Source organism: Halobacterium wangiae (assembly GCF_021249345.1).
Lineage (GTDB): Archaea > Halobacteriota > Halobacteria > Halobacteriales > Halobacteriaceae > Halobacterium > Halobacterium wangiae.
Window position 1 is genome coordinate 1,840,211 of the sequence record NZ_CP089588.1, and the last position, 16,546, is coordinate 1,856,756.

Sequence of the window (16,546 nt, forward strand, 5' to 3'; positions counted from 1 at the left end):
GATATCTATCCCGTCGAGGTCAGAAAAGCCGAAAGAACCGATAATATCGTCCTTCAGGCCGCTGTTCAACAGTGTCGCGAGTGGAAAACCGGGACGTCACACCACGTTTCACATCGATTGCGTGGTCGAGTATGTCGATTATCATGAGTATGGGGAATAGTGTACTTCCTTCTCAAGCTCTGAAATATTATATCGGCTCCTTCTTCATTCACCTACGAAGGCTGGCCAGCTTCCGCAACAACATTCTCGAGTATTGCTATCGATAGCGGTTCGATCGACTGTCGCTTCCCCTCCTCGGTGTAGAAGATACTAGTCGTGACCTGGCGGTCCGAATACACCGCTTTGACAACGTGATAGTAGACACTCAGTTGCTTGCGGTATTCGGGTTCCCCATGGCGGCCGCGGTCGGTCTTGTAGTCGACAATCTCCACAGCATCCGGCGTGACGTGAATGAGGTCCACGATACCCGAGACCGTCACCTGCGTGCCGTCGACAGTCAGTGGAAGCGAAGCGTCCTCCTCGACCAATAGCTCCCCATCCAGACTATCCAGGAATGTCGCGACTCGGCGTTCGTCGTCGTTCGACGGCATTACCTCCTCGCCAAGTGCGTATGCTTCGGCGAAGTCGTGGACCTGATTGCCGAATTCGGTTCCACGGCCACCGTCGACGCCTTCGAAGACATCGTCACGCATCAGCGTGTGCGGCGTGTGGCCTACTGGGCCGTCGGGCGTCGGGACAGTGACGTCGAGGGTCGTCTGCTCCGTCTCGGTCGCCGTAATCTCGCCGAGATCAGGCGTGACCGAGTCGATGTCCACGGGAAGCCCCTCTAGGAACGTATTCGGGTCTTCGCCGGCGGTGAAGACAACGTGGCTCTCGGCGCGCGTGATAGCAACGTACAGCAGGCGGCGTTCCTCGTGGTAGTTCCGGGGGAGACACGCTTGGAGGACATCCGTTCGCCAGTTGTCGTAGATGTGGGGGTGGCCGTGGGCGTCCGCAGAGTACACCTCGTGTTGGCGCAGTCCAACCGGATCGTCGTACGTGATGGTACTCCCGCCACCGCTAGATGGCGGGAAGCGACCACTGTTCATGTTCGCGAGAACCACGATAGGATACTCAAGCCCCTTCGTGGCGTGGATGGTCTGGACGGTCACCGAATTCGTCCCTGTCCCAGTATGAACCTCGTGGGTGCTCCCGGCCTCGATACTCCGTTCGATGAACCGGATTAGGTCGCCCCGCGTCAGGGTAGTCGTATCGTGGATGGATTGGATGGTGTGGAGGACGACGTCGGCGGTCGCACCGTCGTAGCCGTACCGCTGGAAGACACACCGGGCAACACCACCGAGCGTCTCCATCCCCCGGAGGCTCTCGCGGAACGAACGCATGCTCCCGGGACAGTCGCCGGTCTCGAGGATGTCGTTGACCTCGTCATAGGTGTAGCCGGCGTCTTCGAGGACGACCGCCCAGCCACGATCGGCATCGTCCTCGAGGATACGGAGCCACGCCAGGAGGAGTTTCGCCTGGTCGGTACGGAACAACTCGATACCGCCCTCGTACGCCATCGGGAGGCCGTACTCCTCGGCGGTCTGGAGGAGATCACGACCAAAGTCACGCGTCCGAGTGACGACCGCGATATCCTCATAACGGGGCGCCCGGAGCCCACCACCCTCAGCATCATCGTCTGCTCCGGCCTCGATCTGGTAGTCGTCGTTGCCGGCGATCTCTTCGATCTTCGCGAGAACTGCCTCGTGCTCGTCCTCGCTCTGAAGCGCCTCAATCCTCGTGTTCTCGTGGGCCGCGTTCGAATCCAGTGAGACGACCCGGTCCTGGACCTCGCCCTTATCAACGGTGTCACTGCTCGCCGCGGGCGTTACAAGAGCTTGCTCGGAGAAGTCGAGAATCGCTTGCGTGGACCGGTAGTTCTCGGTCAACTCGATAGGCGTGACCGAGTCGGTCGAGAAGCCAACTCGCTCGTGGTCTGTGTTGAGCTCCTGGGCGAACTGTTTGAGGCGTTCGTTGAAGTGTACGATGTTGTCGACGTCGGCGTACTGGAAGCTGTAGATGCTCTGTTTCCAGTCGCCAACGACGCAGATGTTGTCGGTGTCGGCGAGCAGGAGCGCGAGCTTGAATTGGATCTCACTGGAGTCCTGGAACTCATCAATCATCACGTACTCGAACGCCACCTCGTCCCTGAGACGGTGGTTCTCGCACAGCAGGACGTACGCGAACAACTGGAGGAATCCGAAATTCAGGTAGTTACGCTGCAGAGCAAACACCAAGTACTCGTAGTAGACGTCGTGGACGAACGCTTTGAGCCCTGATCGGTCTTCCTCGAAGACGGAGTGCGCGAGCACCTCAGGAACCTGTTTACCTTCCCCACGGATTTCGTGCTTCTCAGGGGCCTCGGGGAGATAGCACGCGTTCCGCCCGTACCGATTAAGCTTCGACCGGAGCTTGGACTGCTTGCGACCATCGTTCCTTGGCTCGTTCTCCTCCTCGAACAGCGCCTCAAACACTTCGAAATCGCCGTCAAGGTGGCGCTCACCATCCCGGTACCACCCCTCCGCATCCGGGAAGACGCCCTTTGCTGCCAGTTGTTTCACGAGGCCCAGTAACTCGACGGGGCCCGAAACTGCACGGAGAATGTCGTCGTACTCCGGGTGGTTGTCGCTGAACCGGTTGATGAACTGCTGGAACAACGCCTCCTCGACGAGCTCGTCCTCAACCAGTCTCGTCGACCCTGTGATGCGGTCGTCGATACCGAGATGGGTTGGCGCAGCGTGGCCGTGCTCTTCGAGGAGGTCATGGCACAGCGAATGGAACGTCTGAATGGGGGCGTCCCCGAGTTCGCGCATCCCGTAGTGGCAGTGCTCGACGATGCGCTCACGCATCTCCGCAGCGGCGTTGTTAGTGAACGTCACCAATAACACGTCCTCAGGGGTGACATCGTCTTGCTGGACGATGTTGGCGTACCGCCGTGTGACCGTGAACGTCTTGCCTGTGCCTGCGCCGGCGTCGACGCGGTAGATGCCGTCCGTGCTGTCGATGAGTTCCTGCTGTCGCGGGTTCGGTTCGTGGTCAGTCATGGCGGCCCTCCAGGAGGAGGTCGCGGTTGTCCACGTAGCGGTAGTTCGGCTCTCCACCGAGGCCGTCGACGGGGAAGCGTTCCTCGCCAGCGCGGCGCCGGTTCATCTCCGAGATGCGCTCGTTAACGAACTCCTCGAAGGCGTCGACTTCGTCCTTGAAGAAGTTCCGTCCTGCAGTGCGTGCGAGTTGCCGGAGCGCTTGCTCGCATCCAGAGGTGACGTACTTGTACTCGCCGACTACCGACTGCATCTCGTTGATGAGACAGTCGGCGAACACGGAGTCCAATAGCGCGCTTTTGTCTGTCGTATCCGGGAATGGTGCTGATTCGAAGACCCCGCGGTAGTCTTCATAGGTGGCCTTCGAGAAGGTCTTCTGGCAGTTGTTCGCGCCCTCCTCAATGAGTCGGTCGTACGCCTGCCTGGACTGCGCGAACGTCGCGAATGACTTGGGGTAGTAGGTAACGGTCGTCAGGGCGTCCTCGATGGCGGCTTCACTGGTGACGGCGTCATCCAACGGTTCGAGGAAGTGGAAGAACGTGAATGTCAATTCCTCACCAGGGTTGGTCGAGCGCCAGTGTGCGAGGTACGCAAGCGCCTGGAAGTTCGGGCGGTCGCTCGGCGGATCAATAGCCGCTCCATTCACTACTTGGGCGGCACGCTTGCGGCTACTGCTCTTGTGGTCGACGAGCGAGGTCGGCCCACTTACAAGGTCGATTTTCCCTTTTAGGCCGAGGTCGTGGTTTTCGAACCACCGCTCGGTGAATGAAGAGTCGACTGGTCGACCGAAATGCTCGGCGACCGTGTTCGTCCCCCACCCACTGGTCGCTGTCAGGAACGAGTCGTTCTCAGGAAGCGCCTCATCGAGGTACTCGGTGATGGTTTCAAGTCCGAAGCGATATCTCGTACGCCTCGTTGGTTCGTCGACAGACCGAGTGAACGGCCGTGTTTCTTCGATCATCAGGTCGACCGTTGCTTCGATCGTGTCCTCGTTGACGGCGTCGGGGTGGTTGACGTAGTATTCGGCGAAGTCGTGGAAGAGATTGCCCTGCCGGAAGTACTCCTTATCGGGCGAGTCCACGAGTCGGGAGAAGAAGTGGTCCCGGGGACTGTTGACGTACGTGCTCAGGCTAGACTGACTGACCGTCCGGACGGTCGTTGGCTCAACATCCCGAGTTTCTCTATTGAAACCGTTCTCACTCTGACTCCGTGAGGTCGTGTGGTGGACGGCATCTAAATCGCTGAACTGGTCGAAATTCTCCTCGAGGAGTTCTTCGAAGTACAGACATGGCGTGACCGGGGAACCCCCCTTTGCGTCCTGGACGAGGTAGTACTGGGTAGCGCCACTCTGCAGGAGGAGTTGGAATTGCTGGATATTCCGCGTGTACTGCGCGTCTTCGTCCACCCACGGGCGCTGTGGCGCGCTGTGAGTCCAGCCCTCATCGAGACCAAGGTGGAAGACAAGTGGCCGGTCGACGTACGCGGCGGACTTCGCGTCTGCGAGGAGTACGCCCTCGTTCTCGCGGTCGACCGGCACCTCATAGGTCTGTAAGTAGAACTCCAAGCGGTCAACGCCAGCCTCAGTAACCTGGTCCTCAGCGATGCCGAGCGCGTCCAGTTCGTCTTGGAAGGATTCCAGTTCACAGTCCGCTTCCGTCTCGAAGGCACCCAGCGCTTCCGCAAACGTGTAGTCGGTGATACTGGTGCAGAACTCGACTACCCACGAGACCGCGTCATGGTCGAGGTCGTGAAGGCGCTTCTCGTCGTGTTCGATACCCGGTGCACAATCGAGGCGGGTAAGCACTGACCGAACTTCTTCGACACAGGTGTCGGTTCCCGCGTGAGCAGTGCGGAGCAGGCGGAGGAAGGCGCGGTGGTCGGGGTGGTCTGCGAATCCGGGGCCGCCGTAGAAGGGGATATCAGCGGCTTCCAGACCGGATTCGATAAGGGGGGAGTACTCGCTGGCGCTGTCCAGAACTATCGCGATGTCATCGGCGTTCTCAGCTGTGACCGTATCGAGGACAGTATTGATGATCTCGTTAGCAGACTCGAAGATGTGGAAGTCGGGGTGGTCGAATGCGTCGGTAGTGAACGGACTGTAGGTATCGTAGTCGGCGGGGAGAATCGACCGTTCCAGGGCGGTTAATTGGTCGTATCCAACTACCGCGACGTCCTGGTCAGTGTTGATCTCAAAGTCAGTAATTGCTCTTGAGGTGATGTCCAGTTCGCGGATGGTCTGGACAGCCTGCTGGGTGGTTTTGCCGGCGTAATCGTCGTAGTCGAGTATGCTGTCGGCGCTGGCTTGGTGCTCCCAACACTGCAGGATGTTCCCGATAGCGTAGGCAGCTGCCTTCCAGTCTAACTCGGTGTGTTTTACGAGTTCTAGGAAGGCGAGTCGGTCCTCGGCTTCCTCGCGGCGCCCGGCCGCGAGTCGCCGGGGCGTCATGGCGAATGAACCGAGATGAGGCCGGTGGAGTCGGCGGTTCAGGGCGCTGGCGAGTGGTGCGTCGGGGACGACGACAAGGTCGTAGTCGGCGACGTCCTCGTAGAGGGTATCGATTGGCTTTGCCAGCTGGAATGACACGTCTCCCCCAATTGGAAGTCGTCACCAAAAGCTCGGGGGTAACCGAGTAGGGAATCGCGTTGGTTTTTTCGCCCCCTTCTGGGGTGCGGGGGCATCCAAGAACGGTGTTCCCGTACTCTAGTATGGGACATCGAGCACTCATCGCCTACGAGCGACCAGACGAGTTGTACAACCTCCACTACACGCACTGGGGTGGGTTGAAACTCCGCCTCAAAACCACACTCTCCCCACAAACATCCTACGGTGAGACTGAACCAATCACGGGGAATCGACAAGTCTTCGGACGATTCCTCGAAGAATCGAACCCGGAGTCAGTCCCCCTTGAGGAGACGGACTCTCAGTATACTGACGTGGATATCACGCCACTCGATACCCGAGTAACCCTAGAGGTAATCCTCAGTGAGCATCTCGACTATGAGGTGCATGAAGCCCTCTACGTAGTCAACCTCGACTTCGAGGTGGAAGCATACCGGACGTTCGCGCTGGGATTCGGAGATTTCGCCACGAGCGTAGACAGTAGTTCCCGGCGTGGACATGGGGTTGTGAGTACGGTGCGGTGGTATGATGGTGAGCCAGTCGGGGACGCGTACATTCGGGGGTGGTTCGCTGGCGCCCGCGAACTCACTGGCGTAATGATCGATCGCGACGTCTTCACTGAGCGGCAAGCCACGACGTTCCTGGTTCAACGACTACTCTCGAAACTCCGGGATCAGACCACACACGTGCGTCGGGCGGACCAACCCACCCACGCCTAACCCAGTCCTCCACTCCGAGCGCCAGCTCAAGCGTGTAACTAGACAGTCTCGCTGAGAATACTGTAAGTACCCGCAGACTATTGTAGTCTACTGGATTGGAGGGTACTGTATGAAGTTCCGGTACTACGTGACGCGCCGACTGCTGTTAACGGTAGTCGTCCTCTGGGGAGTCTCTATCATTACCTTCCTACTGACACACGCGGTGCCGAGCGACCCAGCCGCGCTCTGGGCGGGATCGCACGCGACTGCGGAACAAATCGAACAGGCCCGCCAGACACTCGGACTCAACAGGCCACTGCACATTCAGTACGTCGACTTCCTGACGGGCCTGTTCCGGGGCGACCTCGGTATGAGCATTCGGACGGAGCAGCCGGTGATGCGGGACCTCGTGGCGTTTTTCCCAGCAACCGTCGAGCTGGTCTTCGCCAGTATGTTCTTCGCGATCGGGTTCGGCATCCCACTCGGCATCATCTCCGCGAAGTACCACAACACCGCGCCCGACCACGCCTCACGCGTCATCTCCATGAGCGGCGTGAGCCTCCCGGTGTTCTGGCTCGGGATGCTCCTCCAGCTACTACTGTACGGGTGGCTCGGTGTCCTCCCACTCGAGGGCCGGGTCGCGACGGAGGTCGTTCAGGCGAATCCGCTGAGCGAAATCTCCGGGATGTTACTGTTCGACTCGCTGGTCCAGTTGAACGTCCCGGTGTTTCTCAGCGCGGTCGAACATATCGTCCTGCCGGCCTTCACGCTCTCGTTCGCGTCGATGGCCATCATCACTCGAATGACGCGCTCGTCGATGCTCGAAACCATGCAAGAGGAGTACGTCGACGTCCACGAGGGCTTCGGATTGAGCGAGCGGACCATCGTCTACAAGTACGCGCTGAAGAACTCGATGAACAGCGTCCTCACGGTCATCGGCCTGTCGTTCGGCTACCTCCTGGGCGGTAGCATCCTGGTCGAGAGTATCTTCTCGTGGCCTGGCCTCGGCAGGTACATCGTCAACTCCATCTACGCCACCGACTACCCCGCCGTGATGGGGGTCACGCTCCTGTTCGCGACGTCATACATCCTCATCAACCTCCTCGTTGACCTCACCTACGCCTACCTGAATCCGAAGCTGCGGGCCTCCGGGGGTGGGAGCTGATGGCCGAACGCCAGGAGTCAATCGGGACCAGTCTCCGCGAAACGTACGATGGTTGGCGGACCGAACACGCCGCCCAGATTAGTGAGGTGAAGCTTCGTGCCTCCCAGATTCGAAGTAATCCGGTGAGTCTGGCGGGATTGGGCATCATCTGTCTGTTCTTGCTGGTCGCCGCGCTCGCGCCATATATCGCGCCCTACAGTCCAATGGCGACGGACATCGCAAACACGTACGCGCAGCCGTCCCTCGAACACCCCTTTGGCACCGACAGCCTCGGACGCGACGTGTTTTCCCGAGTCATCTTCGGGACTCAATCGTCGCTCCGGGTCGCAGCGATTGTCCTTGCGGTGTCCTTCTCGATCGGCGTCCCGACGGGGCTCGTCGCTGGGTACCTCGGCGGCAAGGTCGAAGAGGCCATCATGCGCATCACCGACATGTTCCTCGGATTCCCACCACTTCTGTTACCCCTCGCAGTGAGCCTCTCGCTCGGAGGCGGACTCGACATGGCGGCGATCGCCATCGGCCTCACGTGGTGGCCGTGGTACGCTCGCATCGGGCGAAGCCAGGCGATCAACGTGCGCGAGGAGGAGTACGTCACGGCCGCCGAGAGTATCGGCGTCACCTCGCCGCGAATCGTGGCTCGCCACGTATTCCCGAACAGTCTCTCGCCGATTCTCGTGCAGGCGAGCATGGACGTGGGGTACGCCATCCTGATGACGAGCTCGCTGTCATTCATCGGGGCCGGCGCGAACCCGCCGGCCGCCGAGTGGGGTCTGATGATCGCAACCGCCCGAGAGGGCTTCATCACCTACTGGTGGACCGTCACGTTCCCCGGGATCGCCATCTTCGTCACCGTCATCGGGTTCAACCTGTTCGGCGACGGGCTGCGCGACATTCTCGACCCGAAGCTCTCACGGAGGTAATCATGACTGGAACTCACTCTTCGACCGGCGAACCGACCCCGACCGACGACGACGTCCTGCTTTCGATGCGGGACCTGCACGTCGAGTTCGAGACCTACGATGGGACGGTGTACGCTCTCGACGGCGTCGACCTCGACGTCAAGCGCGGACGCACGACCGGCCTCGTAGGCGAGACCGGGTGCGGGAAGACCGTGACCGCACGGAGCATACTCCAGCTCGTCGACGACCCCGGCCGGATCTCGGCCGGAGAGATACTCTACAAGGGACGGAACCTGCTCGACCTCTCGCCGGAGGAGATGCGGAACGTCCGCGGGAACGAGATCGCGATGATCTTCCAGGAGCCGATGAAGTCGCTCAACCCGAGCTTCACGATACGCGACCAGCTGACGACGGTCATCCAGCATCACACCGACCGCGACTCCAAGGCGGCCGCCGACCGCGCGCTATCGATACTGGAGGAACTCGAGTTCCCGGACCCCGAGGCAGTGCTGTCGTCGTACCCCCACGAACTCTCTGGGGGTATGGCTCAGCGAGTGCTCATCGCCCTCGCGCTCTCATGCGAGCCGGACCTGCTGCTCGCGGACGAACCGACCACGGCACTGGACGTGACCATCCAGGCACAGATCCTCGAACTGCTCGACCGAATCCAGGAGGAGTTCGGAACGAGTATCCTCCTTATCACCCACAATCTGGGCGTCGTGGACCGGGTTGCAGACGACGTAAACGTGATGTACGCCGGGAAGGTTGTCGAGACGGGACCGACTGACCGAGTGTTCGAAGACCCGAAGCACCCCTACACGCTCGGACTATTGCGGTCGCTCCCCGAACGGGACGTCGAGGAGATGTACGCGATGGAGGGCGACGTGCCGGACCTGCGGAACCCGCCCGAAGGCTGCCGGTTCGCCCCACGCTGTCCAGTGGCAAAACCAGAGTGCGAGACGTACGACCCACCGGAGACATCCGTCGGGTCGGAGCGGACGGTCCGGTGTCTCCACTACGAACCGGACGCGCCGGGCTCGCCCGAAGAGGTGCACGATGGCGTCTAAGGAGACCCTCGACGCGATGGGAGAGAGCAACGAGGAACCCCTGCTGTCAGTCCGGAACCTCAAGACGTACTACCCGGTCACCGGCGGACTGCTAAACCGGAAACAGGACGACGTGAAGGCCGTCGACGGCGTCTCCTTCGACATCAACCGTGGAGAAACCGTCGGGCTGGCCGGCGAGTCCGGGTGCGGGAAGACCACGGTCGCGAAGACGATACTGGGGCTCGTCGAGGAGACGGCAGGCGAGGTAGTCTACGACGGACAGGACCTGACGGAACTCAATGACGGCGAACTCCGGGAGGTCAGGGAGGACATCGGCGTCGTGTTCCAGGACCCATTCAGTAGCCTCAATCCCCGAATGACTGTCCGAAAGCTCGTCGCCGAGCCGCTCGTCACACACCGGGACATGACCGACAGGGAACGCAACGAGAGGGTCGCCCACCTGCTCGAACGCGTCGGACTGAGTGAAGAGCACATGCGTCGGTACCCTCACGAGTTCTCGGGCGGCCAGCGTCAGCGCATCGCTATCGCGCGGGCACTGGCGCTGGAGCCGTCGTTCGTCATCCTCGACGAACCGACCAGCGCACTCGACGTCTCCGTGCAGGCCCGCACCCTCAAACTACTGGACGAACTTCAGGAGGAACTCGACCTGACGTACCTGCTCATCACTCACGACCTGAACGTGATGCGTCGCATCGCGGACCGGCTACTCGTCATGTACCTCGGACGCGTCATGGAGCACGGGCCCGCGAATACGCTGTTCGAGGCCCCCCACCACCCCTACACGGAGGCGCTGCTGTCGGCGGTACCCCGCGTCGGGATTGAGAGCGACCCGATCCTACTAGAGGGCGATGTGCCGTCCCCTCGTAACCCGCCCACCGGGTGTCGGTTCCACACGAGGTGTCCCTACGCGACCGAGGACTGCGAGGGAGAGGAACCCGCGCTCAACGCCGTCAGGGAAGCGGGACGAGCGGCGGCGGGACTGGGCGAGCAGGGGTGGAACAGTGACGTCGTCGATGCAGTGCAGGAGTCGCGCTGTCGGTACCGCGACCCCCGGTCTGATCCTCCAGAGGATTTCGACCAGTAGGCCGGGGTGAGCTACCCAATATTGCCAGTTAGACGAATGTTTTGTAGGGCATACTCCTTGCATACGAAAGAATCCAAATGGCTGAAGAAAGGCGGCTAAAATCGGGCAGGCGGCGGTTCCTGTACGCACTCGGATCGGGTGCGGCGGTCACAGGACTAGCGGGATGTACCGACGGTGGCGGCGACGGTGGTGACGGCTACGGCGGTGACGACGACGACAATGGCAGCGACGACAGCGGCAACGACGACAGCGGTAGTGACGACGATAACAGTGGTGATGGTTCAAACGATCTCGGGACAGTCATCTACACGGTCAACGCGGAACTGACCGAGTACGACCCGAGCACCAACTTCGACGTGACCAGCCTCGCGCTCTCGAACGTGTACGAACCGCTCGTCTGGCACAACCTCGACGGGAACCAGGAGACCCACCCCGGTCTGGCGAAGGACTGGTCCGTCTCCGAGGACGGCCTGGACTGGACGTTCGACCTGCGCGAGGGCGTTACATTCCACAACGGCGGCGAGATGACCGCAGAGGACGTGAAGTTCTCCCTCGAGCGCACGATGGAGATGGGGCAGGGCCCAGCGTTCATCTGGGGGCCGGTCGACAAGATTGAAGTCGACGACGACTACACGGTCTCGATCTCCCTCTCCTCGAAGGCACCACTCGACCTGATCGCCTCCAGCCAGTACGGCGCATGGATCTTCTCCAAAGAGGAGGTCGAATCTCACGGCGACACCCCCGAGGCGCAGGCTGAGTGGTTCCAGCAGGGTAACGAGGCTGGAACCGGACCCTACACTATTGGAAACTGGGAACGCTCCTCGCAGCTCGAACTCTCGAAGTTCGACGACTACTGGGGCGGCTGGGAGGGCGACCACTACTCGGGAGCCCAGCTGAAGATCGTCAACGAGGCCAGCACCAACATCCAGTTGCTGCAAAACGGTGACGTCGACATTCTCCGCAATGCGCCCTACTCGCAGCTGTCGTCGCTGGAGAACGACGACGCCATCGATATCACCCAGGACACGTCGTTCATGCAGCTGTACGGGCTGATGCACGTCGAGAAGGAGCCGACGGACGACATCCACGTCCGGAAGGCGATTCGTCACGCGTTCCCCTACGAGCAGGGCGTCGAGAACATCCTCGCGGGGTACGGCGAGACCAACGGCTCGGTCATCCCGAACAACATGTGGGGGGACAACACCGATCTGGAGGTTCCGGAATTCGACCTCGACGTGGCGCGGGACCACCTCGAACAGTCGAAGTACGACCCGAGCGAGATGTCGCTCCAGTTCAACTTCTCGTCCGGCCACAACACGTGGCGGCGCGCCCTCCTGTTCCTCCAGGAGAACCTCAAGGAGATCGGCGTGGGCGAAGTCAACGTCGACAGCCTCCCGTCGAGCACCTACTTCGAGCAGGCGCGGAACATCGACACGGCTCCGAACATGACGCTGTTCTGGTGGTGGCCGACGTACGTCACCCCCTACGACTACCTCTACAGCATGTTCCACTGTGCCGGCGAGAACCCGATCTACTCCCTCTCGTACTGGTGTAACGAGGACTTCGACGCGAAGATCAACGAGGGACGGCAGCTCTCCGCGACCGACCGGGACCAGGCGATCGAGCTGTTCCAGGAGGCACAGGCGACGATCGAGGAGGAGGCCCTCGCGGTCAACTTCTGGCAGCTCCAGACGGTCAAGCCCCACCTCGCGGACCTCTCGGGGTACGACCCGAACCCGTCGTACACTGACGTCGTGTTCTTCCGGGACCTCGACGCTTAGGGCTCGACGACCACTTTTCCGACAACCGCTCGCTCCTCTAGGAGTCGGTGTCCCTCGGCGACGTCCTCGAGCGGGAGCGTCGCGTGGATGAGGGGCTCGACGGCACCCTCGAACACCAGACGTCCGACGGCACGGAAGTCACTCTTTGAACCCATGGGGGCCCCGACGATCCGTCTGTGGGACTGATAGACCGAGCGGACGTCTACCTCCGCGTCGCTGCCGCTGGTCGCGCCGCAGATCGTCATTCTGCCGCCGGGCGCGAGGCTGTCGACGCTCGACTGCCAGGTCTCCTTGCCCACGTGGTCGACCACCAAGTCGACACCGCGGCCGTCGGTGTGGTCCCGGACTGCTTCGGCGAAGTCCACTTCGGTGTAGTCGATGACGTGGTCGGCCCACGGGTCCAATTGGCGCGCCTTCTCGTCGCTGGAGGTCGCCGCGAAGGTGGTTGCCCCTACGTGGTCGGCGAGCTGGAGCGCGGCGTTGCCCACGCCGCCTGAGGCTCCTAGAACGAGTGCTCGTTCCCCGGGGCCGAGGTCGCCGGCGCTGACCACCAGTCGCCACGCCGTTGTGAACGCGATGGGCCAGGCGGCCGCCCGCGTCGCCGGGAATCCCTCGGGGACGGGTAGGCAGTTCTTCGCGGGGACCACGACCGCCTCGGCGAGGCCACCCGGTCGTCCTTCGCCGATGGCGTCTGCTCGCGGACACATCGTTGCCTCCCCTCGGTCGCACCACTCGCATTCGTCGCAGCCGATCTCGGGGTAGACGACGACCCGTTGGCCGACTTCGATGGTCGCGTCTGGCCCGACGGCCTCGACTCGGCCAGCGACGTCGCCTCCGGTGATCACTGGGTAGTCGGGCGTCCAGTCGCCCTCGGGGCGCCTGGCGAATACGTCGAAGTGGTTGAGGGCGCAGGCCTCGACGGCTAATCGGACCTCGCCGCGACCCGGGACGGGGCGGTCTACGTCAGTCAGTTCGATGACCTCGTCGGGTGGCCCCGGCCGGGTGATTCGTGCAGCACGCATACCGACCTCTGGAGGTGGGGTTCCGTAACTGTCTCGGTGAGGCAATGAGGGGGTTGTCGGGGTGGACTGCGAGTGGCGCGCTGCGATTCTGGGGTTTGGGAGTACAAAAAAGAGCTCGCCGTGAGCTTGGAATTCCAAGGCGGTCGCGGGCGAAAGTGACCTGCTACCAAAGCCTTTTGCGCGTACTCGCTGAGGGAAGAGCCATGTCGATGAGTGACTATCCTCTCTACGAGTTCGATCGAAGCGACCCTAATCTCGACGGCGTTGAGCGCGGCCTCTACGACGAGATATCGGCTGAGGAACCCTGGGACCTCGTCGAGGAGTTCTCCCGTCTCGAACGTGTCTCCGGCTCCGAGGACGAGAAACGAGCGGCGGAGTACCTCGTCGAGCGACTGGACGCGCTCGGCGTCTCCCACGAGCGCTACGACCCCGAACTCTGGATCAGCATCCCGAACGACGCATCGCTGCGGACCGTCGCCCCCGAGGGCGAGTCCTTCGAGTCGGCCAAGACTGTCTCTTTCTCCGCCGACGAGACGATCACGGGCGAAGTCGTTCACGTCGAGGGCGATGGCCCCCAGGACGTCGACGAGGTGCTCCAAGGTGCACTGGACAGCGTGGACGTCGACGTCGAGGGGAAGATCGTCGCGATGGAGGGATTGCTCCCCATCGAGGCGGTGTCCCAACTCGAGGACGAGGGCGCAATCGGCTTCGTCGGCGTCCACCCCCACGAGACCGAACCCCACGAGGGCATCGCGACCCCCGTGTGGGGCGGCATCCCGGCCCCCGGCGAGGAGGACCGTGTCCCCGACGTCCCGATAGTCAATCTCTCGAAGCGTGACGGCGAGCGATTGCTGGGACTGCTCGAGGATGGGTCCGTAGAGGTGGAACTGACCGCCGACGTGACCACCGACTGGTTCGAGTGTCCCGTCGTCGTCGCTGACGTCCCTGGTAAGGCTGACCCTGAGGACGACGACTTCGTGCTGTTGCACGGCCACTACGACTCCTGGCACTTCGGCGTCACCGACAACGCGACCGGTGACGCGGGACTACTCGAGTGTGCACGAGTATTCAATGAGTTCAGTGAGGACCTGTCCCGGGACCTCCGGGTCGCGTGGTGGCCGGCTCACTCGACCGGCCGGTACGGCGGGAGTACGTGGTTCGCCGACGAATTCGCGAACGAGTTGGCTGAGAACTGCGTCGCACAGGTCGACATGGACTCGCCGGGCACCGAGGACGCCACCGAGTTCGAGTACATGGTAGAGTGGATGCCGGAGGCGAACGACCTCGCGAAGGGCGCCATCGCCGACGTCTGCGGTAAGGAGGCGACCGAAACCCGGCCGGCGCGGGCCGGCGACTACTCGTTCAACAACCTCGGCGTCACCGGCGTGTACATGCTCTCCTCGAACATCCCGCGAGCGGTCCAGGAAGAGCGCGGCTACCACCCCGTCGGGGGATGCGGGGGTAACTCGAACGCCTGGCACCTGACGACCGACACGCTCGACACGGCCGATCCAGACGTGCTGGTGCGAGACATCCGCGTGTACGCCATCACGGTCGCACGACTGCTGCGGGAGACGGTCGTCCCCCTTGACCACGAACGGAACGTCCGTCGTCACCGAGAAATCATCGACGAATACGACGCGGCTGCTGGTGACCACTTCGACCTCGAGCCGGTTGATGAGGAACTCGCGGCGCTCGAGGAACGAGTGGCAGCGTTCTACAACGCCGTTGACCAGGGCGACGTCGACCCCGCGACGGCCAACGACGTCGTATTGCGTCTCTCGCGCCGACTCACCCGCCTAAACTTCTGTACGGAAGGACAGTTCGAGCACGACCCGGCGACCGACCGTCCACCGTACCCGGGGCTCGAACCGGCGGCCGACCTGCCCGAGCGCTCCGGCGACGCCTACGGCTTCCTGAAGACCGACCTCCGACGGAAGCGCAGCGCCGCAATCAACGAACTCCGCAGGGCGAGGGCCACCGTCGAGCAGGCACTGGACTGACTAATGGAGATCACGGACGTCGACGTCGTCGGACGACGCATCCCGTTCAGTCGGTCGTTCCCCGTCAGCTACGAGGCCCACACTCACACCGAACACGCGTTCGTCCGAGTTCAGGGCGATAACGGAACCGAAGGGTTCGGCGAGGGAACTGCCCTCCCCTGGTTCACCGGCGAGACCACCGCCGGGATGGTAGAGACCCTGCGCGAACGCATCGCGCCAACGCTCGTCGGCGCGTCGCTCCCTGACGCGGCGGCGGCCCTCGACGAGTTCGCGAACGCGTTCACCGGGAGCCCCGGTGCGACCTCGGCCGCGGAGACGGCGTTACTGGACCTCCGAGCGAAGGAGGCCGGAGTCTCGGTCCGGGAGTTACTCGGGCCAACGTTCCGGACTGAGGCCGCCGAAGTGTATCCAATCCCAGGGCTCGCACCGGAGGAGGCGGCGACCGTCGCCGGCGAGGCAGCGAACGAGGGATATCGACGGTTCAAGGTGAAAGCGACCGGCGACGTCAACGCCGACGTCAACCGTATCAACGCCGTCCTGGACGCCATTCCGGGCGATGCCACCGCTCGCGTAGACCCCAACACCTCCTGGGAAACGGCTGCCACAGCCGTCGACGCCGTCGGACGCCTCGACGACCCGGATCGCATCGAGTACCTCGAACAACCGGTCGCTCCGGACCGCGAGGACGGACTTCGCCGAGTCTGGGAGGAGACGGGAATCCCCACCTTCGCGGACGAGGCGGTCCACACCCCTGACGACGTCGAACGCCTGGGCCGGAAGGGGACCGTCGCAGGGGTGTGCCTGAAGCTCGCGAAGCTCGGCACCCCGTCACGCCTCTATCGAGCGGGCCGGCGCGCTGCCGACCACGGACTCGACGTCACCGTCGTCAGCGCGTTCGGAACGTCACTCGAGGCCGCAGTAAACCTCCACTTGCTCGCGGCGCTCCCATCGCTGTCGTCCGGCTGTGAGGTCGCGCCGATGTTCCTCGAATCAGACCCCGTCGCGGAGTCGCTGCCGCCCGCACCAACAATGACCGTCCCCGATGGGCCAGGGCTCGGCGTCTCGCTCGCTGCCGAACTCTTCGAGTGAGGGTGCCGGCGCAATTTCGTGCAACCCGCGGGTTTTAG

At 62.4% G+C, this 16,546-nt stretch carries 11 protein-coding genes; 8 read left to right on the forward strand and 3 right to left on the reverse strand.

The genetic code is table 11. The features are described 5' to 3' along the window. Positions 1–212 precede the first annotated feature (212 nt). Positions 213–3,083 carry a UvrD-helicase domain-containing protein gene (locus LT965_RS09810; protein ID WP_232700620.1) on the reverse strand — a complete coding sequence of 957 codons (2,871 nt, stop codon included), beginning with the start codon at positions 3,081–3,083 and terminating at the stop codon, positions 213–215. Further along, complete coding sequence (locus tag LT965_RS09815) at positions 3,076–5,664, reverse strand: PD-(D/E)XK nuclease family protein (RefSeq protein ID WP_232700621.1); 2,589 nt, start codon at positions 5,662–5,664, stop codon at positions 3,076–3,078. The genes LT965_RS09810 and LT965_RS09815 overlap by 8 nt, the downstream gene beginning before the upstream one ends. 122 nt (positions 5,665–5,786) lie before the next feature. On the opposite strand from LT965_RS09815, the gene LT965_RS09820 reads away from it, so the two are divergent. The 6 genes from LT965_RS09820 (at position 5,787) to LT965_RS09845 (ending at position 12,394) form a co-directional block, all read left to right on the forward strand. Continuing rightward, complete coding sequence (locus tag LT965_RS09820; protein WP_232700622.1) at positions 5,787–6,419, forward strand: DUF6735 family protein; 633 nt, start codon at positions 5,787–5,789, stop codon at positions 6,417–6,419. A gap of 109 nt (positions 6,420–6,528) precedes the next feature. After that, the gene (locus tag LT965_RS09825) at positions 6,529–7,563 is read left to right on the forward strand and encodes an ABC transporter permease (RefSeq protein WP_232700623.1); all 1,035 of its coding nucleotides are present in this window, start codon (positions 6,529–6,531) and stop codon (positions 7,561–7,563) included. Then, on the forward strand, positions 7,563–8,483 hold the full coding sequence (locus LT965_RS09830; RefSeq protein WP_232700624.1) for an ABC transporter permease: 921 nt from the start codon (positions 7,563–7,565) through the stop codon (positions 8,481–8,483). Before LT965_RS09825 ends, LT965_RS09830 begins: the two co-directional genes overlap by 1 nt. Positions 8,484–8,485: 2 nt before the next feature. Next, positions 8,486–9,529: an ABC transporter ATP-binding protein gene (locus LT965_RS09835; protein WP_232700625.1), complete on the forward strand. Its 1,044-nt coding sequence runs from the start codon at positions 8,486–8,488 to the stop codon at positions 9,527–9,529. After that, positions 9,519–10,613 carry an ABC transporter ATP-binding protein gene (locus tag LT965_RS09840; protein ID WP_232700626.1) on the forward strand — a complete coding sequence of 365 codons (1,095 nt, stop codon included), beginning with the start codon at positions 9,519–9,521 and terminating at the stop codon, positions 10,611–10,613. The genes LT965_RS09835 and LT965_RS09840 overlap by 11 nt, the downstream gene beginning before the upstream one ends. Positions 10,614–10,690: 77 nt before the next feature. After that, positions 10,691–12,394: an ABC transporter substrate-binding protein gene (locus LT965_RS09845; protein WP_232700627.1), complete on the forward strand. Its 1,704-nt coding sequence runs from the start codon at positions 10,691–10,693 to the stop codon at positions 12,392–12,394. On the opposite strand, the gene LT965_RS09850 is transcribed toward LT965_RS09845, so the two are convergent. After that, positions 12,391–13,416 carry a zinc-binding dehydrogenase gene (locus tag LT965_RS09850; protein WP_232700628.1) on the reverse strand — a complete coding sequence of 342 codons (1,026 nt, stop codon included), beginning with the start codon at positions 13,414–13,416 and terminating at the stop codon, positions 12,391–12,393. The genes LT965_RS09845 and LT965_RS09850 overlap by 4 nt on opposite strands. 203 nt (positions 13,417–13,619) lie before the next feature. Between LT965_RS09850 and LT965_RS09855 the strand changes: the two genes are divergently transcribed. Both LT965_RS09855 and LT965_RS09860 read left to right on the forward strand, forming a co-directional pair. Continuing rightward, a complete protein-coding gene (locus LT965_RS09855; RefSeq protein ID WP_232700629.1) occupies positions 13,620–15,419 on the forward strand; it encodes a M28 family peptidase in 1,800 nt (599 codons plus the stop codon). A gap of 3 nt (positions 15,420–15,422) precedes the next feature. Then, positions 15,423–16,508 (forward strand): mandelate racemase/muconate lactonizing enzyme family protein, encoded by a 1,086-nt coding sequence (locus LT965_RS09860; RefSeq protein ID WP_232700630.1) that lies wholly within the window; start codon positions 15,423–15,425, stop codon positions 16,506–16,508. Positions 16,509–16,546: the final 38 nt, after the last annotated feature.

What these genes read in the sequence shown, in the direction of transcription:
- LT965_RS09845 (WP_232700627.1), top strand. Translation starts at nt 10,691, where the DNA reads ATGGCTGAAGAAAGGCGGCTAAAATCGGGCAGGCGGCGGTTCCTGTAC.
- LT965_RS09850 (WP_232700628.1), bottom strand. Translation starts at nt 13,416, where the DNA reads ATGCGTGCTGCACGAATCACCCGGCCGGGGCCACCCGACGAGGTCATC.
- LT965_RS09830 (WP_232700624.1), top strand. Translation starts at nt 7,563, where the DNA reads ATGGCCGAACGCCAGGAGTCAATCGGGACCAGTCTCCGCGAAACGTAC.
- LT965_RS09855 (WP_232700629.1), top strand. Translation starts at nt 13,620, where the DNA reads ATGTCGATGAGTGACTATCCTCTCTACGAGTTCGATCGAAGCGACCCT.
- LT965_RS09820 (WP_232700622.1), top strand. Translation starts at nt 5,787, where the DNA reads ATGGGACATCGAGCACTCATCGCCTACGAGCGACCAGACGAGTTGTAC.
- LT965_RS09810 (WP_232700620.1), bottom strand. Translation starts at nt 3,083, where the DNA reads ATGACTGACCACGAACCGAACCCGCGACAGCAGGAACTCATCGACAGC.
- LT965_RS09835 (WP_232700625.1), top strand. Translation starts at nt 8,486, where the DNA reads ATGACTGGAACTCACTCTTCGACCGGCGAACCGACCCCGACCGACGAC.
- LT965_RS09840 (WP_232700626.1), top strand. Translation starts at nt 9,519, where the DNA reads ATGGCGTCTAAGGAGACCCTCGACGCGATGGGAGAGAGCAACGAGGAA.
- LT965_RS09860 (WP_232700630.1), top strand. Translation starts at nt 15,423, where the DNA reads ATGGAGATCACGGACGTCGACGTCGTCGGACGACGCATCCCGTTCAGT.
- LT965_RS09825 (WP_232700623.1), top strand. Translation starts at nt 6,529, where the DNA reads ATGAAGTTCCGGTACTACGTGACGCGCCGACTGCTGTTAACGGTAGTC.